Source organism: Pseudoflavonifractor sp. BSD2780061688st1 E11 (genome assembly GCF_005844125.1).
Lineage (GTDB): Bacteria > Bacillota > Clostridia > Lachnospirales > Lachnospiraceae > Sellimonas > Sellimonas catena.
Map to the genome: position 1 here is coordinate 12,746 of NZ_SPHM01000034.1, position 18,547 is coordinate 31,292.

Annotated in this window: 24 protein-coding genes; 6 read left to right on the forward strand and 18 right to left on the reverse strand. The window is 41.8% G+C overall.

Annotation, left to right across the window (positions count from 1 at the left end):
- Positions 1 to 14 precede the first annotated feature (14 nt).
- The 4 genes from FGQ85_RS13900 to FGQ85_RS13915 are packed head-to-tail and all read right to left on the reverse strand — an operon-like array spanning position 15 to position 3,693.
- Positions 15 to 1,055: a WYL domain-containing protein gene (locus FGQ85_RS13900; RefSeq protein ID WP_033125187.1), complete on the reverse strand. Its 1,041-nt coding sequence runs from the start codon at positions 1,053 to 1,055 to the stop codon at positions 15 to 17.
- A gap of 12 nt (positions 1,056 to 1,067) precedes the next feature.
- Positions 1,068 to 1,913 carry a hypothetical protein gene (locus FGQ85_RS13905; protein WP_138373735.1) on the reverse strand — a complete coding sequence of 282 codons (846 nt, stop codon included), beginning with the start codon at positions 1,911 to 1,913 and terminating at the stop codon, positions 1,068 to 1,070.
- Complete coding sequence (locus tag FGQ85_RS13910; RefSeq protein ID WP_138373736.1) at positions 1,910 to 2,947, reverse strand: hypothetical protein; 1,038 nt, start codon at positions 2,945 to 2,947, stop codon at positions 1,910 to 1,912. Before FGQ85_RS13910 ends, FGQ85_RS13905 begins: the two co-directional genes overlap by 4 nt.
- Positions 2,884 to 3,693 (reverse strand): hypothetical protein, encoded by an 810-nt coding sequence (locus FGQ85_RS13915; RefSeq protein ID WP_138373737.1) that lies wholly within the window; start codon positions 3,691 to 3,693, stop codon positions 2,884 to 2,886. The genes FGQ85_RS13910 and FGQ85_RS13915 overlap by 64 nt, the downstream gene beginning before the upstream one ends.
- 130 nt (positions 3,694 to 3,823) lie before the next feature.
- Here FGQ85_RS13915 and FGQ85_RS13920 point away from each other — a divergent pair, with 130 nt between their 5' ends.
- Positions 3,824 to 4,201, forward strand: a complete 378-nt coding sequence (locus FGQ85_RS13920; RefSeq protein WP_138373738.1) for a hypothetical protein — start codon at positions 3,824 to 3,826, stop codon at positions 4,199 to 4,201.
- Here FGQ85_RS13920 and FGQ85_RS13925 read toward each other — a convergent pair.
- Both FGQ85_RS13925 and FGQ85_RS13930 read right to left on the reverse strand, forming a co-directional pair.
- On the reverse strand, positions 4,182 to 5,075 hold the full coding sequence (locus FGQ85_RS13925) for a hypothetical protein (RefSeq protein WP_138373739.1): 894 nt from the start codon (positions 5,073 to 5,075) through the stop codon (positions 4,182 to 4,184). The genes FGQ85_RS13920 and FGQ85_RS13925 overlap by 20 nt on opposite strands.
- 133 nt (positions 5,076 to 5,208) lie before the next feature.
- Positions 5,209 to 5,439, reverse strand: a complete 231-nt coding sequence (locus tag FGQ85_RS13930; RefSeq protein WP_138373740.1) for a hypothetical protein — start codon at positions 5,437 to 5,439, stop codon at positions 5,209 to 5,211.
- A gap of 767 nt (positions 5,440 to 6,206) precedes the next feature.
- On the opposite strand from FGQ85_RS13930, the gene FGQ85_RS13935 reads away from it, so the two are divergent.
- Together FGQ85_RS13935 and FGQ85_RS13940 are read left to right on the forward strand one after the other, a co-directional pair.
- Positions 6,207 to 6,722: a DUF2798 domain-containing protein gene (locus FGQ85_RS13935; protein ID WP_138373741.1), complete on the forward strand. Its 516-nt coding sequence runs from the start codon at positions 6,207 to 6,209 to the stop codon at positions 6,720 to 6,722.
- 53 nt (positions 6,723 to 6,775) lie between these two features.
- Positions 6,776 to 7,396, forward strand: coding sequence for a DUF6198 family protein (locus FGQ85_RS13940; RefSeq protein WP_138373742.1), 621 nt, complete (start codon positions 6,776 to 6,778; stop codon positions 7,394 to 7,396).
- 288 nt (positions 7,397 to 7,684) lie between these two features.
- Here FGQ85_RS13940 and FGQ85_RS18445 read toward each other — a convergent pair whose 3' ends face one another.
- The 6 genes from FGQ85_RS18445 to FGQ85_RS13965 form a co-directional block, all read right to left on the reverse strand.
- Entirely contained in the window at positions 7,685 to 7,861 is a 177-nt protein-coding gene (locus FGQ85_RS18445; protein ID WP_158099234.1) for a hypothetical protein, read from the reverse strand.
- Positions 7,862 to 7,883: 22 nt separating this feature from the next.
- Positions 7,884 to 8,207, reverse strand: a complete 324-nt coding sequence (locus tag FGQ85_RS18880) for a Sec23/Sec24 zinc finger-containing protein (RefSeq protein WP_087252739.1) — start codon at positions 8,205 to 8,207, stop codon at positions 7,884 to 7,886.
- Between the two features lie 58 nt (positions 8,208 to 8,265).
- The gene (locus tag FGQ85_RS13950) at positions 8,266 to 8,469 is read right to left on the reverse strand and encodes a hypothetical protein (protein WP_087252738.1); all 204 of its coding nucleotides are present in this window, start codon (positions 8,467 to 8,469) and stop codon (positions 8,266 to 8,268) included.
- Between the two features lie 86 nt (positions 8,470 to 8,555).
- Complete coding sequence (locus FGQ85_RS13955) at positions 8,556 to 9,413, reverse strand: hypothetical protein (protein WP_138373743.1); 858 nt, start codon at positions 9,411 to 9,413, stop codon at positions 8,556 to 8,558.
- Positions 9,414 to 9,428: 15 nt separating this feature from the next.
- Positions 9,429 to 10,256 (reverse strand): hypothetical protein, encoded by an 828-nt coding sequence (locus FGQ85_RS13960; protein ID WP_138373744.1) that lies wholly within the window; start codon positions 10,254 to 10,256, stop codon positions 9,429 to 9,431.
- A gap of 91 nt (positions 10,257 to 10,347) precedes the next feature.
- Positions 10,348 to 10,659 (reverse strand): hypothetical protein, encoded by a 312-nt coding sequence (locus FGQ85_RS13965; RefSeq protein WP_138373745.1) that lies wholly within the window; start codon positions 10,657 to 10,659, stop codon positions 10,348 to 10,350.
- Between the two features lie 118 nt (positions 10,660 to 10,777).
- On the opposite strand from FGQ85_RS13965, the gene FGQ85_RS13970 reads away from it, so the two are divergent.
- Entirely contained in the window at positions 10,778 to 11,014 is a 237-nt protein-coding gene (locus tag FGQ85_RS13970; RefSeq protein WP_070087370.1) for a helix-turn-helix transcriptional regulator, read from the forward strand.
- A gap of 371 nt (positions 11,015 to 11,385) precedes the next feature.
- On the opposite strand, the gene FGQ85_RS13975 is transcribed toward FGQ85_RS13970, so the two are convergent.
- The 4 genes from FGQ85_RS13975 to FGQ85_RS13990 form a co-directional block, all read right to left on the reverse strand.
- A complete protein-coding gene (locus tag FGQ85_RS13975) occupies positions 11,386 to 12,927 on the reverse strand; it encodes a MobA/MobL family protein (protein WP_138373746.1) in 1,542 nt (513 codons plus the stop codon).
- A 335-nt stretch (positions 12,928 to 13,262) separates the two neighbouring features.
- A complete protein-coding gene (locus FGQ85_RS13980) occupies positions 13,263 to 14,558 on the reverse strand; it encodes a virulence-associated E family protein (RefSeq protein ID WP_138373751.1) in 1,296 nt (431 codons plus the stop codon).
- Between the two features lies 1 nt (position 14,559).
- The gene (locus tag FGQ85_RS13985) at positions 14,560 to 15,183 is read right to left on the reverse strand and encodes a CHC2 zinc finger domain-containing protein (protein ID WP_138373747.1); all 624 of its coding nucleotides are present in this window, start codon (positions 15,181 to 15,183) and stop codon (positions 14,560 to 14,562) included.
- A 109-nt stretch (positions 15,184 to 15,292) separates the two neighbouring features.
- Positions 15,293 to 15,541 carry a hypothetical protein gene (locus FGQ85_RS13990; RefSeq protein ID WP_070087366.1) on the reverse strand — a complete coding sequence of 83 codons (249 nt, stop codon included), beginning with the start codon at positions 15,539 to 15,541 and terminating at the stop codon, positions 15,293 to 15,295.
- Positions 15,542 to 15,749: 208 nt separating this feature from the next.
- Here FGQ85_RS13990 and FGQ85_RS13995 point away from each other — a divergent pair, with 208 nt between their 5' ends.
- Positions 15,750 to 16,340 carry a helix-turn-helix transcriptional regulator gene (locus FGQ85_RS13995; RefSeq protein ID WP_070087365.1) on the forward strand — a complete coding sequence of 197 codons (591 nt, stop codon included), beginning with the start codon at positions 15,750 to 15,752 and terminating at the stop codon, positions 16,338 to 16,340.
- A 29-nt stretch (positions 16,341 to 16,369) separates the two neighbouring features.
- Positions 16,370 to 17,431, forward strand: coding sequence for a site-specific integrase (locus FGQ85_RS14000; protein WP_138373748.1), 1,062 nt, complete (start codon positions 16,370 to 16,372; stop codon positions 17,429 to 17,431).
- Positions 17,432 to 17,616: 185 nt separating this feature from the next.
- On the opposite strand, the gene rpsI is transcribed toward FGQ85_RS14000, so the two are convergent.
- On the reverse strand, positions 17,617 to 18,009 hold the full coding sequence (rpsI, locus tag FGQ85_RS14005) for a 30S ribosomal protein S9 (protein ID WP_087168484.1): 393 nt from the start codon (positions 18,007 to 18,009) through the stop codon (positions 17,617 to 17,619).
- A gap of 26 nt (positions 18,010 to 18,035) precedes the next feature.
- Positions 18,036 to 18,464: a 50S ribosomal protein L13 gene (gene rplM, locus FGQ85_RS14010; RefSeq protein WP_087168485.1), complete on the reverse strand. Its 429-nt coding sequence runs from the start codon at positions 18,462 to 18,464 to the stop codon at positions 18,036 to 18,038.
- Between the last annotated feature and the right edge of the window lie 83 nt (positions 18,465 to 18,547).

Genomic DNA, 18,547 nt, shown 5'->3' on the forward strand with positions numbered 1-18,547 from the left:
TTCCCACGCTTACTTTATACTTGATAGTTATTCGCAGCATTTCTGATATCTTCTCGTATCTTTTTTACCAGACTCTCCGGCTTAACCACCGTTACATGAAGCGCATACTGAAGCGCCCACTTCTGCATGGCGTCCTGGTTGACAGTTACCCGCACCGTCACTTCATCTTCCGTCTCATTCAGGAACTGCATTTCTTTACCAAACCAGTCAAAGAGATCGGTCAGGAGATATTTCTTTGCGCGAAATGTCACTGGTACGCTCTCACCGGTAAACATATAGACATGTTCCGCCATGTGTTTCGGAAGGTTCAGCCCGTTTTCCAGACCCTTAACTTTTTTCATCGGTTTGGCTGGCGTATCCAGAAGACAGATATCAGTAATACGATCCACCCGGTAATTGGATACACCATCGTATTTATCATTGTTGCAGATCAGATAATACCGCCCATTTACCGCTGCGATCTGATATGGATTAATAATATAGGTCCTGACATGGCCGGAATCGTCTTTCCTTGCATGAAGCTGCCCGTCCGTATAGTATTCATTATACTGGAATGAAACCTGCTTCCCCTTGCTGATCGCCCGATCCAGTATTTCTATCGTATAGAAAAGCTGCTTATTGGGGAGTTCATTATCCGGCATGGTCTGGATATGTTTTACTCTGGATTTGAAATACCGGTTGGACAGATTCTCCAGTTTCTCGATCAGCGTTTTGCACTGACTGTATGGAATGTGTCTGGAAAAGAGCAGGCTGTCGATCAGCAGACGGAGTTCAGCATCTGTGAAATCCCGTTCCAGATACCAGTCTGAATAAACCGTCTCTTCCTCACCTCTTCTGTTTACCCTGACAGACTCGCTGTATTCCACATGATACCCGTAATCAATCAGATTCAGAAGATTTCTCTTCACGGCTTTCCGCTCCACCTTCATATCATACTCACGGTCCAGGATCTCCACGATCTCTTTCTGGCTGAGGCGGTGATCTTCATCGGTATATCTCTTCAGAATATCCAGGATATTCATGATCAATAGTTTCTTAGGCTGCTTTCCGTACATATTATTTCCTCTTTATGACAATATCAGTTCCTTTACCCAGTCAATCAACTCTTCCGTTGTATCTTTTAATACAATCTCCTGCCATATCCCCGCATAATATAGCGCATCTTCGGATTTAGAAGAATTCTTGCGATTTCCCGCAACATTTTCTGGCATGTAAAATACTCTTTTTATCCAATTGCCTTTTGAACGTCCTTCTTTTGTCAACACTCTTTTCTTGTCATAATTTAAAACACCATACCCCTTTACTCCCTGATCTTCACCATTTATGATCAGCTTGTCCGCAGGAATATAAAGGACATTATTCTTGTCACTAAAGCGACTGTGAGGATGCCATGGATATTCTCTTTTTATTCTGCCTGGATCTGTAATAATCTCTCCCACCTGCAGATAGCCATATATAATATGTAAATCTAATTTCACATAAAAATCCACATTCTTCCCACGTCGCCCCCGGCAATATGACAGTTTCCCATCCTTTTCTTCTGTCTGATGAAATGTTCCAAAAAAAAGGAAAATATCACCAACATCAACATTCTGTCCCTGCAGATAGCCTTGTGCCGCTCCCGTCTGCCCGAACGCAGGTTTCCAACCAGGTATCTTTTCGCTTCTGACATCTTCCCGGATGTCCGGATCCAGATGACAAAACCCAGAAGGATACAGATGATATGCTTTTTCACTCAATTCTTTCCACATTTGGGCATAAGTCCGTCCCTGATAGAAGATTTCCTCAAATTTGAGACCGCTGCTTTCATCCGTCGGGATTGGCATAGATACCATATCCCCGTCAGGAAGAATCGGGCTGGCACATTTCCCGTTCGCATTATCAAATCCTTTTCTGGAAATTATAATCTTCATCTGATATCCTCCATTCTAATCATGCTGTTGATCGGCGGTGCGATAACACCCTTTCTCTCAATCTTATCAAAACCGCAAAGGAATTTTCTTAATGCCTCGTTATCGCCTGACTTATCAATAAAATTAATTTTTTTATGCCCGACATATTTATATGCTTCCCCAACATCTGGTGCTTCGCCTGCTTTTTTCCCATAATAGATAAAGTTTCCCGCATCAGATACCAGTACATATTCCCCAGCTAGATCATGTACTTTATTTTCTTCCACGCATCCATTTTCATGATGAAATGCCGTTTTTACTGCCAGTTCTCCTGCAACAGCATTCTGACCTTCTACACTTTTATAGATATTATCACCGCACCAGTTAATACTGGTATTACCATTCGCGTCGACTACATTAAATCCATGCGGTATCTTCTCCTTATACTTATCATCATGATAATATTGATCATACGTCAACATATCAGTGACGCGCATGACGAAAACCATCGGATTTTTATCTTCTCCCGCTTTCCCAAGTTTTTCTTTTAATTGTTTGCCTGCAAGTCCTATAATATAGATATTATGATTCTTAATGAACGCCTCCTTTGATTGGCATTTAATATATTTTTTTAACAATCTCTCATTCCCGCACAAAAACAAGTCTTTAATCCGGCTGTCAAAAGTTTCCGTTTCTTCTTCCGTTGCTTCTAAACCTAAGTCTTTTAAGTCTTTTAATATTTCTTCTTTTTTCTTTTTAGTCAAACGCTCATTTGGTGCAAGTGTTTTCTTTATTTTTCCAAATATTTCGCCAAATATCTCATTGGCAACACCTTTTCTTATCTTCGGTTTACAGCATGCCAATGTACATGCCCCGTAAAATGGATTTGGTGCAAAGCCACTGTCACTTGTCATCACATACTCATAAACAATCATCCTCTGTTTCTCCTTTTTATTTGGTGTGTTTTTTCGCAAATATTTACCTGCTCCCATCATATCACACACGGCAAAAGCTTTAAATGTTCCAGCTGGTAAAATCTCTCCAGTATCTGCCATTTGGAACTCCCCTTCCACGCCATCGCTATAACGTCTTTCATCTCTTTTTCTGTCTGCGGTTTATGCTTCCTGATCAGCAGTTCTTCTTCTATTGACAGCCGGCAGATATTGATTGACACCCAGTATCGTTTCGCTTGTCTTGATTTCCGGACAAATTCCGGGATAAATTCGTCTTTGAAACAGATCGTCCCGTCCGGCAACCTGTCCATTTCCCAGAAACTGTACTTCCGAAGATCCTCTTCTATCGGGAGGATCGTCAGTCCACAAGGCTTCCGTTCCTTTTCATCGCCGATCCACAGATACTGAAAACCTGTCCCTGCGAAAAAGCCGTCCAGATCTGCTTCATTTTTCACAAGATCATACCAGTTCTCTTCTGTCATAAAATGATAGATCCCGATTTCCGTCTGTCTGCAAAGATAAGGTTTCTCCAGCCCTTCCTGTTCAAAGACATCATAAGAGGCAAGATGGAGAAGATATAAGAGAAACGGACACTGCCTTACCCCGATCCGGAACATCCGCCCTTTTTCTTTGAAAATTTTCCCAAGATAAGCTCCAAACCATAACTGCTGTACATATTCGGGATATGTAACGATCTTTTCATGGAGAAGGTCCTTCTCTTCTTCATAACGGAGCCGCATCAGAAAACTTTCTACCTGCTCTCTCTGTTTCCGATGCAGATACTGGTCAAACAACTCATCGAAATACTCGAATAACAATTTCTCAGAATTATCAAACTTAAATTCCATAATCGTTCTCCTTACATATCATTTCATCTGGTTATTTTCTGCTCATAGAATAATACAGTTTATGCACCCTTTTTGGTGCATTAGAATTTTTATACTCTAATCACAGATAAATGAAAGCGAGGATGTAATTATGAAACTTCCGAAACTGACTTCAAAAGACATGCGCTATGAAAATAAATATGGCTATGACCGCCTTTACAGCGAACTGACTCTGACCGATACAGATTGGATGAATTATAAACTGACTGCCAGATTCAACACAAAATATGGCCGGTTCTTCCTGTCATTCGAATATTTTGGCGCAGATTTCTCCACTTTGAAGGCAACTTTGCAAAACGAGAGCCGCACAGACACTTATACTTATGAATATTCAACCGACCTGTTTGAAAAATACATCGTCCGCTATTTAACGGATCAGATCAATGCCTGGAAGACCAGCAGCGTCTTTTATGCAGAAAAACTCGTGCTGGATTTCTACAATGAGGTGCTTACTCTTCTTTCCATTTAATCCATTTCCGAAAAACAGCCGGATCCTCTTTTAACATCGCCGAACCCTTTAGAAGAGACGGATCATCACACGCATCCACTACTTTAATCCGGTCAAGCGGAGCATAGGGAAACGGTATATAATCCGTAAACCATCCGCACAGATTCATGATGTCCGGACCTTGTCTGTCTTCTGAAATATAAAGGCACGGGTGTTCCCGCTTATAAAATCCATACTCCTTTTTCGTCCATTCAAAATGCTCTCTATCTGATATCGTCTCTGCACAATATACTGCATAAAATGGTTTCCCGAATGGATTCGCATCCACATACAGGATATCTCCCGGATGATAGGGCAGGATGACATTCACCGGCTCTTTTAGCTGCCCCGCATGTCCTAGGATAAACTTCTGTTCCTCCGTAAAGTATTCCACATATTTTGAATCCTGAAATGACCTGTATTCAAACTCATACGGATATGCTTCAACTCCCAGCAATTCCAGTCTCAGAGAAAACGTCACTGCATACTGCCTGTAAAAGCATTCCCTACAACGAATATATTTTGTTACTTCCCAGTAAAACTTATTTTCCGCCGGTTCATCAAAATCCTGGTCGCTCAGGAGTTCTTCCGACTCTTCCTTCATAAATCGCCAGAGATACGGGTGCAGCCTGGTAAACGGCTGCGGTCCCAGCGATGAACAGTCGGCATACAGACAGTCCTCATCGTCCCGGTATCGGAGCCTTACGCCTAAGAATGAACCCGGCTGAATATCTCCTGTATACTTTTCTTTTTCCGAAAACAAATCCATATCACAGAGGGCTGCCTGTTTCATCTGTTCAAAAAGAGTCAGGTATTCTTCCAATGTGATATTGTACAATTTCTTAAAAACACTCATCTTTCTCTTCCTGTCAATCTCCTCTTTCATTTATTACTGCATTGTATTCTCCAAAAGTAAACAAGTAAAGACTAAACATCACACAGCAGCAGATCGGAGGTACTGTGATGCAGTTTTATAAACTTCTTACGTGTTAATCAATATATACCTCTTTAAACTTGTAATATATATTCAATAGTCTTTCATCCAGGCAGTCCAAACAATGAGTTAAAATTTCTTCCGGGATTTTTTTATAGTATGCAAAAGCAATCCCCCCTGCCATAGCAGCCACTGTATCACAATCTCCTAAAGGAACTTTTCCATATTCTAAGGCCCACTCTGCCAAAGCGAACGTCAATACTGAATCATCTGTGAAATGATCCATCTCCTTCCTTTTCTTCGTAAGTAGCATTTTTCTTTTACACAACTACTATACCAAGACTTGTGGAACAAAAAAGGGACATTGGATTTCACAGCCGTAAAGCATGCTATTTTATAAAAGTAGCCTTTTCATTTCAACTGACAATTTGTTTACTTCATCATCTGATTTAAAAAATTTGACATTCTCTCCTCACTTTGCTAATATAAACATAGAAATAGGCACTACCGATAAGCGGTTAGTCCAAATTCATGTTAGTTACGAAAAGTAACCGCACACTTTGGCTGAGGGGCGGTTACTTTTTCATGTGATCTATGTATGCTATTAAGATCGTAACGACAATACCAAGTATCATCAAAACGATGGAGAGCATTTCGAAGTCACTCATAAGTTCGCCCTCCTTTCCAAGATTTCTCTTTGCAGAGATTTCTATGTAATCAGAGGGTTCAGTCCCTCTGTCGAAGGACTAACCGCCTACCGTTCTCTGGCAGTGCCTGGCTTTATTTTATCAGAACACACGTTCTGTTTCAAGTGTTATTTCCAACTCTTTTCCACCTTTTAAACAATACAATAGAATATTTTCGTCAACCCTTTTCTTTAAATCCGGCCTCTCTACAGATAAAGTGAAGCAAAGAATAAATTTTGATTAAAATGTCCTTTGAAATTCAGAGAATAATTTTGTATAATTATTACACAACGTGTAGCTTTCATGCGTAATCCCAGTTGCAAAGAAAGCTACACGTTATTTTTGTTATTAGGAGGAGAAGTGGAGTATGCCAAAAAATAAATTTCAGGGATTTATTTTCGGAATTATTATGTCATATGCAATGGCTTATGGAATGGAAGTTTATAATATCGCCATAAAAGAGGGAGTAAACTTAACTGTCGGCGGTTTAAGTAATATGACAAATGCTGTTTTTTTAGACGCACTAAAAGAAGCAGTTTATATGGGATTATTTGTTATTCTGTTTTCAAATTTATGGGGGAACCGAATTGGAAGTGCAATCGCTTCAAAACATTACAATCCAGAACAAGATAATCCTTACATCTGTCAGTTGCTTCGTCAAGCTGGAACGATTGCAGTTATGTGCCCAACTATGAGTCTGGTAGCGTCTGTTCTTTTCAATATTATTTTTGCCAACGCCCCGCTTTCTCAGTTGCCAGCAATTTGGATAGGAACAACCTTAAAAAATTTCCCAATGGCCTTTTTCTGGAATATGTTTGCCACAGCACCATTTACACATTGGTTATTTGGAAAAGTATTTCAAAATAAACAGGAAATAAAATAACAAAGCCCACCTTTGCCGGAATGCAGATAACTACAAGAAGAAGGTATGAAAATATGAAAAATTTGATATATCGATTAGGCATTTATATAATAGGAGTAATATCTGTATCATTAGGGATTGTATTGTGCGTGAAATGCGAACTTGGAGTATCGCCGATCAGCAGTGTTCCATATGTGTTGGGGTATCTGACCCCATTAACATTTGGAACGCTGACGATGCTGTTTCACTTTTGCAATAGTATGATTCAATACATTCTTGAAAAAAAGTTAATCAACGCTAAGGTATTACTGCAAATACCAGTGGCATTTTTATTTGGCATTATCATTGATTTTTTCAAAAATATTATGAGTTTTAATGCTGAAGATATGATATTTAAAATATTTCTAATGATTATGAGCATTGTATGTACTGCACTTGGAATGCATCTTATGCTCTCAATGAAGTTAGTACAAAATCCGCCGGATGGAACTGTGAATATACTTGCGCGCCTGCTAAATATAAATATTGGAACAATTAAAATCTACTATGATATTTTTATGGTAATCATATCTGTTATATTAGGAATTGCTTTCCTGCATGATTTAAAAGGGTTTGGAATTGCAACGATCCTTTCTGCGATATTTGTGGGTAAAACACTCACAGTGATGAAAAAACATATTCCATTAGAAATATAAGAAAATCCCTGTCCAGCAGGTATCTGACAGCCTTTGAAATGTATCTTTAGTGGAAAGAAAAAAGACCTCCCAGAACAACTGTCCTGGGAGGCCATGCAGCGCCTTGCGGCATCTGAATCGTATATTGTTGTATCCGATTAACGTTTGGGTAACCGAAAATGGCGGAAATACGGGGATTCTACAGGGATTTGTTGCAGATGCGTTACAAACCGTCGAAGACTGAATGCGATTGAGGACACCTCTCTAATTAGTTTCTTTCAACCCGTTTCATTCTTCACAAATCCCCTGTTACCGGTTTAACACTTTAGAAATAATATCTCCAAAAATTCCTATTGATGCTTTCCTATCAGCCAATGCCTCTGCTAGAGTGTATTCTCCATAAACTCGCTCAACATCTTCTTCCTGCCACACGTCACCTATTTCTTCCATCTCTTCAATAAATTCTTCAACATCTCTTTTATCCATATATAATTATCGCTCCTATTCCTTACCAAACATTATCCTTGGTAATGTCATTAACATATCCACATTCTGTACATGTCCATTCATTATCATATGGATTAAAATTCAATTGATCGTTTAAATATGCACCGCACTCATCACAGTACCAGTCAATCTCTAATGTTTTTTCAACATTCCCATGTTTATCTAACTGCAACTGGTCGCCATGAATTTCGTATCCACACGAAGAACAAACCCAAAGCGCTTCATCTTCATCCCAGTAGGCGCATGCATTACATACCGGGCATTTAACTCCATCAGAATAATCCTTATTAGACAAAGCATCCAATAAACTTTCAAAAAAGCTCATTTTTCACCCCTACGCTTTCTCTTTTATTTTCTATATACAACGATAATCACATAACCTATTAATCATCAAATATTTTGCAACTTGTTTTACACTGAGGATATGGACCTCCACATGCCGCACAACCTTCTGGAACATAATTTTCATCAATATCATATGCATATTCTGAATAGTCACAATCTGTACATTCATAATAGCATACACCTTCATCCCAATCTTCAGTTATAATGATATCTCCACCGCATTCTGGACACACATCTGGCATACCACTTTCCTCCTTATACTTAGAACATATCTTTCCAAAGCAACATGTAATCTTTGGATTTTATAAAAATAATATTGATTATAAAGCTAATACCCAATTTCCTTTAATGCTTTAGCAATTTGATCCTGATTAAAACCGTAATACTGCATCATCTCTGTTATTTGGCTTTCCGATTCTCCAACGCCATTCTCTTTTGCGTAAAGAATAGCCTGATAGTCCCAATCAACATCTATATGATCCACAGCAAACGTGGCATCTTCTATCGAATATCCATCAAATCCAACCAACACATCATTGATTAAAAAATCACGTCCGCAATGCCAATTTTGTATTTCTTGATACGCTTTTAGAACCGCATTTCTCTGACTGGTTGATAGTTCTACCGTATATTCTTTCGATTCTAATTCTTTGTTGCAAACAGTACATTTTTTAATCTGCTTTCCAGGAGTTATAATTGCTTGTGCTGAAATACTATAATCTTCTTTTACTTCCCATTCTCCCGGAGTATGTTCTACTTTATCAATAGTTTCCACTATAGTCTTCTGGCATCGTGAACAAACAGCTGCTTTTTCTCCTTGTTCACTACATGTGGCTTCTTTTACTACTGTATACTCTTCTAAAACATGTCCTAAAGCTTCCCCTTGCGTTTTACCACATACGCTACATATTTTAGGCATTTCACAAGTAGCTTCTTCCCATTTGTGTCCTAAGGCTGTCCCTTTCGCCTCCCCGCAAGCACTACATATTTGCGGTTCTTCACATGTCGCTTCTGTCCATTTATGCCCTAATGGTTCGCCTTCCGTTTTGCCACATATACTACACGTTTTAGCCGTAGTACAAGTGGCGTTGTCCCATCTATGATAACACATATAAAACAGAATGCCTGAGATGCCAGCTACTATTATTACTAAAACAACAGCGATGGTTATTTTCTTTTTATTCATTTCATCTCCCAGTCCTTATTGTGCAGGAACATCAATCATATAATTTGTAAACATCAAATCATAATTATCACTATATGCATCCGGTAATATAAACTGGAAAGCAACTCCCTGTTCGATTGCCGGGAAAATGAGCGTTCCTGAAGAACTTGTTCCAGCCATAACTTCATAAGACAGCTCTGAAAGTTCAGGACTGTTATAAAGTGTCTGACTCATAGTATCCTGATCCATTTGTTTTCCATCTATAAGTAACTTGGCCGAATATGTTCCACATGAAAAATTGTAATCTGTTCCATTATTAATCGTAACATACACTCTTGTTTCATCTTCAGCATATTCCACTTTATCTACCGTTACTACTATTCCATTTTGATCTTGACTAACCGCAGGACTTATTTCCGCTATTGCAGGAACAACAATCTCCATATAAGATCCTTTTGTTACTGTTGCATCAACAATAAGCGGACACTCAACACTGCCACCAAAAGCATTTTCTCCAGAAAATGTTCCATCAATCTTACCGTCAACCCAAACATAATCCTGATTCTGAATTCCATCTGCTGCATCAGTATGAGCAATAAAATTTTGCGTATAATTTTCAACGTCATGCCATGCTTGAATTGCCGTCGTCTCTCCGTCTGTTTCCGGTGCATCCAGTAATTGCCCGCTTAATTTTACATATTTGCCGACATATTCTTCTGGATTTGTAAAAAGACTATCGATTTCTGATTCCTCAAGATAAACAATTTCTTCAGGTTCTTCTTGTTTTTCTCCTCCGCCACATCCGGTCAATACACTAGCCCCCATCGCAAACAAAAGTGCCGAAACTAATAATTTCTTTTTCATATACTTACATCCTCCTTCTATATTTGCCTTTTTGCAAATTCTAATTCTTATTATTATCTTATCATATCAGATAGCCAATTTATAGTAACACTTATACTATTTTCTTTTCCGGTGTTATCTTTCTTTCTATATTCCTAACCATATCCACCATCAGCAATATTCCTGCCTGCAGTCCAATCTCCATATACACGCTGGCCGTCTCGCTGCTGAGTTCATTACACAGATCCAGCAATTCTGAAGTCGGGTTTTCATCATACTTTCCCACAGTCTTTTCAAATCTCATATAAATCTCATCCAGCCGTTCCTCATAACTCCTGTCATCTTCATCCGGTCCCAGGCCAAACAGAAGATAATCCGCAACTCCCCTGATTGTTGCTCTCTCAAATATTTTATCTACATACATATTCTGCCCATCCTTTCTCTATTACGAAACATTTCCCTATTACGAAACATTATAATCTCAATACTGCATACAATCAAGATATATTTCTTTATTACGAATTTTCAGGAGTTATACAGATATGCAGAAACTCAGACCGGATATGGATATCGGCCATAATATCCAACGATTAAGAAAAGCTTCAAATATGACGCAGGATCAGGTAATCGCCCGCCTTCAGCTCATGGGAATTGAAATATCCAAAAGCACCTATGCCAAAATTGAAACCAACCGAATGAATATCAAAATCAGCGAACTTGTTGCGCTCAGCAAAATTTTTAACTCGGAAATTTCCGAATTCTTCAGCGGTCTAATTTAAACAATTTGACATCCGCTCCTCACTTTGCTAATATAAGTATAGAAACAGGCACTACCGATAAGCGGTTAGTCCAAAAATAAATTAGTTACAAAAAAGTAACCGCACACTTTTGGCTGAGGGGCGGTTACTTTTTTGTGTGATCTATATACGCTATCAAGATCGTAACGACAATACCAAGTATCATCAAAACGATGGAGAGCATTTCGAAATCACTCATAAGTTTGCCCTCCTTTCCAAGATTTCTCTTTGCAGAGATTTCTATGTAATCAGAGGGTTCAGTCCCTCTGCCGAAGGACTAACCGCCTACCGTTCTCTGGCAGTGCCTGATTTGATTTTATCAGAACATCCGTTCTATTTCAACTGCTATTTTTTTACAGACAATCTCTGTCATATCCCCGTTTCTTTGTTCGCTGCCTCTTTTCCATCTCCCTTTTCCTTTTATCCAGCTGCTCCAGTACACTTTGCCGCTCTGCCCTCTGTTCCGGCTTATTACTTCGGATCACCAGATACTGTTTTTCCGGAACACTTTTCTGATCCCATTCTTTCTGCCTGTTGCGGATTTCTTCCAGTTCCTTCGTTGCAGCTGTATATGCTTTTTTCACTGCCAGTGCATTTTCATATCCATGCAGTCCAGGTATTCCGGCGAGTGTAGCCTTCGCTTTTTTCAGTTCCTGCTGTTTTCCGGCAATCTTCTGATCCAGCTCCTTCTTTTCTTTTCCGTGAAACCATTTCCCGTCAATATTCTGCCGTTCTTTCTCCAGCCGGATCAGAACTTTCTCGACAGCATAGATCCTCTGCTCTGCTTTCTTCATCTTTTGCAGAATGTTATCCAGCCTCATTACTTCTGCTTCCTGTGCTGCTGAAGATGGTCTTTTCCCTTTTACAATCTCCGGCAGCGGCGCCGGCGTCACATCAAATTTCAGGTCACGGTGAAATATTGGCTGTCCATTCTCGTCATATTCTGCATTCCGGAGTTCTTTGATATATTGGATAAAGCCTCGCAGCTTTCCAATCGCCTTTTGCAGGATTGTCCGGAAAATCTCCGGTTTCCACCCTGACCTTCGGATGGATTCTGCCGCCGGATCTGAGATCTCTTTTTTCTTTGCAAAGCGCAGTTCCTCTTCGGTCACACCTTCCACTATCGCCCGGTCTACCATGTTGTTCCACTCCTGCCGGAGATAATTATCGATCCGTATCTCCTCTGCTTTCGGATTATTCTTCCCGACCTTTCTGGTGGGAAGATACGGACTGTTCTTATCAAACACCTTCAGTTTCTCTGCCGGATCCTGCACCAGTTCATTGATCAGATCCGTATAGAAATATTTCATATCCTCTGTAAATTTTTTTGACTTGAATTCCGGATTCTTAGGCTGGAAGAAATGTTTTTCATAAACCTCCCCTTTTTTGATGATCCTGCAGCCGGAACGGATTTCTCCATTTTCATCCAGGATTTCTTTCTTTGTCCGAACATGTTTCCCTGTTTCATCGTAAAACATATTTCTTGAAGCGATCTTCTCCACCGGCTCATCATAAGCTTTTCTCTCTGAAAAAATAAGATGGATATGAAGATTGGTTTTCCGTTTATTGTGGTGAAGGGCGCTTGCCACAGCCACACCGTACCGTTCCACAAATTTCGCAGTAAAATATTTCAGCAGCGTGTCATGATCATAATGGATCAGGCCAGGCGGCAGCATGATGATCAGTTCCCTGGCCTCAATACATTTTCCTTCCGTTCCGCTTCTGGCAAAATCCGCCTGATTCTCCTTTGACAGATACTGCCAGAATTTCGGATCCGCACTGGTATAGGCAGCATACAGATTTTCCTGCCGCTTTGGATCCGAGATATAACGTACCCTGCCCCGGACGTGAGGCAGTTTGACCGTCTGGATAAAACAATTCTTTCCATTTGCCATACATCTCCTTTCCGGCGGTGGTACGTCAGAAATGAACCGGTCTTTCGGTTCTGATCCGCCCTGCGGGGCGTCCCGGCCCGACGCAGTCGCGAAATACACAGAGTGCAGATCTTCAGATCTGCGCGATGGGTGTATTTCGCTCTCAAGCGCCGAGGGCTTGGTTTCCGGCGTATCCGCCTGTTATTTTATGCCCGTATCCGGGCTGTTTCCTTTTCTCTGGTTTTTAACTTTCAAAGTTTTTTTCATCCTGTTTACAGGTTCTTGTTTACAGATTTCTCATTTTTGTGTAAACAAACTTTTGTAAACAAGGCTCAAAACATTTTAAAAGTTATCTTTTATTCAAAGGGCAGCTCTGTATTTTCATCTATATTTATAAAGCCGTCCCCGTCTTTTTTCGGATGGATCCGTTTCCAGGAACGCTGAGTTCCAAGGCTTCCCGGGAACCGGTGTGTCCCGTGTTTTTCCCATCCGATGATCTCATTATCCATCAGGTCGCCAATCTCTTTGGACTGCCATTTCGGCACCATCCCTTCATGGTGGAACACTTCCTGATAAATGATGGTAGAACATACATAGTCTTCCTCATAACGGTCCAGGAACGCCTGGATCATGCCCGTCTGGGTATCTTCCGGCATAAACTCTTTCTGGAGTGCTTTCACATAATCTTCCATATCCGGCGAGAATGTGAGGGAAAAATCTCCGCTGCGGTAGATCTCCATGGCTTCCGCCCATGCCTGCAGGATGTATTCCCTGGACTCTTTCTCATTACTGTAAATGGTCGTTTCTGCTTTTTCCGGGCATACTCTGACCGGTCCGAACCGGCGGTTACCTGTCCTGTCAAAGGGCAGGAATGCAAGATCATTGGAAGTTCCGCAGAATACACACTGCCGGTACCGGTCTTCTGCCCGTCTCTCATAAGGGATCCGATAGGTGTCCTTCTGTCTGCTCAGGAATGATTTTGTTTCCTCAATACTCCTGGCATTGGCCACCGCGTTCATTTCTGACATTTCCACGATCCAGTGTCCCTGCAGATACTCATAAACCCGCTTATCGTCTAAACGTTTCACATCATCGGTAAACCATTCATCCCGGATCGCCAGATATTTGAAAAATGTAGATTTCCCGGTTCCCTGTCCGCCCACCAGACAGAGCATGATATCATATTTCTTCCCCGGGTCATACAGACGGCTGATGGCCGCCAGCATATGCATTTTCATGATCTCACCGGAATACTCCGGATCAGACGCCCCGAAGAAATGGTTGAGCATGTTGTGAATCCTCGGCGTTCCGTCCCAGGTCAGGCTTTCCAGCAGATCAATAATGGGATGGAAGCTGTTATCGTTTGCCACAATATCCACCGCCTTGGCGATCACCCTGTCACTGGTCAATCCGTAATTCTTTTCCAGATAAAGGGACAGATTGTTCATATCCGTATCCGTCATCTGGACGCCCCGGCGTTTCCATGGAACCTTTTTCATAATATCGATCTGGCAGGTCATTTCATTTCTGCAAATTGCTCCCTGCAGATACGGATCATGCTCCAGCGCATATTTGCAGTTCTGGATCGACTGACGGATCTTGCCTTTCTCTGTCACGTCCAGGTTCTCCCGGATTTCTTCCTGAGTCAGCATTTCATTTTCTGCAATACGCTCTAATTTCCGCATGGACTCTTCGCTGATATCGTTCCACATGCTGCTCAATCTCCGCCACCTCCTTCCGCTTACAGATAAAGAATTCTGCAATTTCTTCTCCGCTTCCGGCCAGAAGAATATCCAGATAATCATTGATCTTCCTCTCGTTTTCCAACGCCTCCAGAAATTGTTCCTGCTCAAAGGCGTCCGGTTCCAATCCGTAGAACCGTTTCCAGAACCGGATCCATGACAGATAGTCGGTCAGGACTTTTACCGCATGCCGGTGCCAGTCTGTCATCTTCTCTTTGACAGAAACCGGATTCCTGTTTCTGTATTTTTTTCGTCTTTCCTGACACTTCTCTGCTGTCAACGGCAGCTGAAAATCTGCGATCAGCTTGCTGGCCGCTTCGTAAGGCGACAGACCAAACAGCCCTGCGGTCAACCCGATCACATCTCCTTTTGCTCCGCAGGCAAAACAGTAATAATTAGTATCAATTTTCATGCTGGGATGATGATCGTCATGAAACGGACAGCATGCCATCTGGTTCCTGCCGACCCGGATCCCGTACTGCTCCGCCGCCTGCTTTGCGGTAACGTATGATTTTACTTCCTGAAATATATTCACTTATAACCTCCTCTGCTGAAATTTTTCATTGTATCTCGCAGAGGTATTTGCTATACTTGAGTTGCTAGGTCAGAGTGTAGCAATACCTCTGGAGAATTTGCCCCTGCGATCATGCATGGGCTTTTTCTTTTGTCACATCCCGGAAGTATCCGGTTTCTTCCCAGACTTTACGGTCCGGACAGTAATAACTGAATTCGCTGGCGTCTCCCACCTTCATGGCCACTCCGAACTTGACGACACCCTGCTGGATGGCAAGTCGGACGTAATGGGGATCTTTTCCCATTGCCCGGGCGATCTCTTTGATCGGAACATTTCTGCCTGTAAACGGCGGCAGCTCCACATACATTTTCTTTTCCATTCTCTTCACCTCCTTCCGGATTCCATATCCGTATTTTTAGTGCATTTTTCATTTCACTATTTCCTTTCTCTGCACACGAACCGCATTATTAGTTCGTATTTTATTATACGCATTAAAATTGCGTGCGTCAAGATGTATTTCTAAAAATCCGCACTTGTAATTCGTATTTTAATGTGATAAGATGGACGAAAGAGAGGTGAATTCAATCATGAAACATGATACGAAACAGATCGGACTGAGAATCCGAACTGCCCGAAAGCAAAAAGGTATGAATCAGACTCAGCTGGCAGCCGCACTTGGTAAATCCCTCCGCACAATCCAGAAATACGAAAGCGGAGAGATTGAAGTGTCGCTCGCCATGATCAACGAGCTTGCCGGGGTACTGGACACCACTTCTACTTATCTGACCGGCTATGACACGCAGGAGAAGCCGCTGACCAATATGGCAGACGTCATGCAGTTTCTCTTCCAGCTGGATCAGATCCGGGAGCTCGGCTTCCGGATCGATGTGAAGCGTCCGCCGGAACACGACCGCTGGGAGTGCTCCATTACCTTCAATGGCAAAGACCTGTCGTCCTCTGAAAATGCAGATATGTGTTTATTCCTGGAAGAATTCAGGGAAAACAGAGAGGAATATGCTGCATATGGCCATTCTGCCAGTTCCTATCAGGACTGGAAAGACAAGACACTGGCCTACTATGCAGCTGTCCCGTTGTCTGAAACGGAAACGGAAGAACTGACAGAGGAAGAGCGCATCAGCCGCCGGAATGCCTTTTTAAAGGAGCAGTTCAGATCATAAGTCCTTCAAAAGAAAGGAGCAATGACTGAATGAAATTACCAAACGGCTACGGAAGTGTAGTGAAATTATCCGGAAAACGGAGAAAACCATATATGGTCCGCAAGACAACAGGATACCGGATCGATCCCGTAAAAGAAAAGAAGATTGCAGAATATATTATCATCGGCTATGCCCGGACGAAATCCGAAGGGCTGGAGATGCTGGCTGATTATAATCATAATCCCTATGATACGAAAGCCGCGAAAATGACTTTTTCCGAGGTGTACGAGGAATGGTCGAAGAAGAAATATCCGACCGTATCTGAAAGCAATGTAAAAGGATACACAGCCTCCTACAAGGCCTGTACCCTCCTTTACCACCGGGTTTTCAAAGACCTGAAGCTGGCGGATCTTCAGCAGGTGATCGATACCTGCGGCAAAAATTATCCGACACTGAAGAAAGTAAAGATCCTGTTTAACCAGCTGTACGGATTTGCCCTGAAGAATGATATCTGCAACAAAGATTATTCCACCTACGTGGATATCGCGCAGTACAAAGACCGGAACCCGAACAAACACAGCAGGAACAAATTTCCCAGGGAAGAGATTGACAGGATCTGGACCATGCAGGATGATAAATATTACCAGATTGTCCTCATGCTGCTCTATAACGGCACCCGGATTTCCGAATTCCTGTCCCTGAAAAAAGTAAATGTACACCTGGATGAGCAGTATTTTGATGTGATCGACAGCAAAACAGAAAACGGTATCCGGAAAGTGCCCATTGCCGACAAGCTGCTCCCGTTCTACCGGAACTGGTACAACTCCTGCCCGGAATGTGAATATCTTCTCCATACAGAAGACGGGAAACCGTTCAAGTACCGCAACTACTTTGACAGTTACTGGACACCCCTGATGGAGCAGATCGGTATCCAGCGGACACCGCACTGCACCCGCCACACCTGTATCTCCATGCTGTCCGAAGCCGGTGTGCAGGAAACGGTCATCAAGAAAATTGTGGGGCATTCCGGAGCCATGACACTGACTGAAAAGGTCTACACCCATCTGGATGTACGGATCCTGATTGACGCCATAAACAAGACTCTTGAGTAAAGATATTTTTGTTGCAAACGTGTTACAAACGCGCTGCTAATCCGGTGATTTTCACCCGGTTTCCCTACGTTCCACCGCGTTTCCAGGACAAAGAGAAAAGCCCCGGAAACGTGATGTTTCCAGGGTTTGCCTGCAATTTCAATAACTGTTCGATTATCTCTTGGGTAATCCCGATTAACGCTTGCTTAACGTTTGGAGAACTGTGGTGCTCTACGAGCTGCTTTGAGACCGTATTTCTTACGTTCTTTCATACGTGGATCACGTGTAAGGAATCCGTTTGCTTTTAATACTGGTCTGTATTCAGCGTCTGCCTCAAGTAATGCTCTTGAGATACCATGACGGATTGCACCAGCCTGTCCTGTATATCCGCCTCCGTGTACGTTTACTAAAACGTCAAATTTATCTGCTGTTTCTGTAGCAACGAGCGGCTGACGAACTACTACTTTTAATGTTTCAAGTCCGAAATACTCGTCGATATCTCTTTTATTGATTGTGATTTTACCTGTTCCCGGTACTAAATATACTCTTGCGATGGATTTTTTTCTTCTTCCTGTTCCATAGAATTTTGCACTAGCCACTGTAATTTCCTCCTCTCAACCTTTCCTTAAAATGTCAGCACTTCTGGTTTCTGAGCTGCATGAGCATGTTCTGGTCCAGCGTACACGTGAAGTTTCTTGATCATTGCTCTTCCTAAAGGTCCCTTCGGAAGCATTCCCTTAACAGCAAGCTCAATTACCTTTTCCGGTTTCTTTGCCATCATTTCTTTCAGAGTTGTCTCTTTCATTCCGCCAACATATTCGGAGTGGTTGTAGTAGATCTTCTGATCCATCTTCTTACCTGTTACTTTAACTTTGTCAGCGTTGATTACGATTACGTAATCTCCTGTATCTACGTGCGGTGTATAAACCGGTTTGTTTTTTCCTCTTAAAACATTTGCAATTCCAGAGCAAAGACGACCTAATGTCTGTCCTTCTGCATCAACTACATACCATTTTCTTTCAATCTTATCTGGATTAGCCATATAAGTCTTCATTGGTTGACCTCCTGTTTACAATCTCTATTTTCTTCTATAAACTCATGTATCTATTGGGAAATCAGTCCGCTCCGGGGCTTTGG

Bases quoted from the DNA above. Each gene is read 5' to 3' on its own strand.
- FGQ85_RS13915 (WP_138373737.1), bottom strand. From the start codon at position 3,693: ATGGAATTTAAGTTTGATAATTCTGAGAAATTGTTATTCGAGTATTTC.
- FGQ85_RS13905 (WP_138373735.1), bottom strand. From the start codon at position 1,913: ATGAAGATTATAATTTCCAGAAAAGGATTTGATAATGCGAACGGGAAA.
- FGQ85_RS13975 (WP_138373746.1), bottom strand. From the start codon at position 12,927: ATGGCAAATGGAAAGAATTGTTTTATCCAGACGGTCAAACTGCCTCAC.
- FGQ85_RS13930 (WP_138373740.1), bottom strand. From the start codon at position 5,439: ATGGATCATTTCACAGATGATTCAGTATTGACGTTCGCTTTGGCAGAG.
- FGQ85_RS18880 (WP_087252739.1), bottom strand. From the start codon at position 8,207: ATGAGCTTTTTTGAAAGTTTATTGGATGCTTTGTCTAATAAGGATTAT.
- FGQ85_RS13925 (WP_138373739.1), bottom strand. From the start codon at position 5,075: ATGAGTGTTTTTAAGAAATTGTACAATATCACATTGGAAGAATACCTG.
- FGQ85_RS13900 (WP_033125187.1), bottom strand. From the start codon at position 1,055: ATGTACGGAAAGCAGCCTAAGAAACTATTGATCATGAATATCCTGGAT.
- FGQ85_RS13965 (WP_138373745.1), bottom strand. From the start codon at position 10,659: ATGTATGTAGATAAAATATTTGAGAGAGCAACAATCAGGGGAGTTGCG.
- FGQ85_RS13910 (WP_138373736.1), bottom strand. From the start codon at position 2,947: ATGGCAGATACTGGAGAGATTTTACCAGCTGGAACATTTAAAGCTTTT.
- FGQ85_RS13940 (WP_138373742.1), top strand. From the start codon at position 6,776: ATGAAAAATTTGATATATCGATTAGGCATTTATATAATAGGAGTAATA.
- FGQ85_RS13935 (WP_138373741.1), top strand. From the start codon at position 6,207: ATGCCAAAAAATAAATTTCAGGGATTTATTTTCGGAATTATTATGTCA.
- FGQ85_RS13955 (WP_138373743.1), bottom strand. From the start codon at position 9,413: ATGAATAAAAAGAAAATAACCATCGCTGTTGTTTTAGTAATAATAGTA.
- FGQ85_RS13995 (WP_070087365.1), top strand. From the start codon at position 15,750: ATGAAACATGATACGAAACAGATCGGACTGAGAATCCGAACTGCCCGA.
- FGQ85_RS14000 (WP_138373748.1), top strand. From the start codon at position 16,370: ATGAAATTACCAAACGGCTACGGAAGTGTAGTGAAATTATCCGGAAAA.
- FGQ85_RS13920 (WP_138373738.1), top strand. From the start codon at position 3,824: ATGAAACTTCCGAAACTGACTTCAAAAGACATGCGCTATGAAAATAAA.
- FGQ85_RS13970 (WP_070087370.1), top strand. From the start codon at position 10,778: ATGCAGAAACTCAGACCGGATATGGATATCGGCCATAATATCCAACGA.
- FGQ85_RS13980 (WP_138373751.1), bottom strand. From the start codon at position 14,558: ATGCTGACTCAGGAAGAAATCCGGGAGAACCTGGACGTGACAGAGAAA.
- FGQ85_RS13990 (WP_070087366.1), bottom strand. From the start codon at position 15,541: ATGGAAAAGAAAATGTATGTGGAGCTGCCGCCGTTTACAGGCAGAAAT.
- FGQ85_RS18445 (WP_158099234.1), bottom strand. From the start codon at position 7,861: ATGGATAAAAGAGATGTTGAAGAATTTATTGAAGAGATGGAAGAAATA.
- FGQ85_RS13950 (WP_087252738.1), bottom strand. From the start codon at position 8,469: ATGCCAGATGTGTGTCCAGAATGCGGTGGAGATATCATTATAACTGAA.
- rplM (WP_087168485.1), bottom strand. From the start codon at position 18,464: ATGAAGACTTATATGGCTAATCCAGATAAGATTGAAAGAAAATGGTAT.
- FGQ85_RS13960 (WP_138373744.1), bottom strand. From the start codon at position 10,256: ATGAAAAAGAAATTATTAGTTTCGGCACTTTTGTTTGCGATGGGGGCT.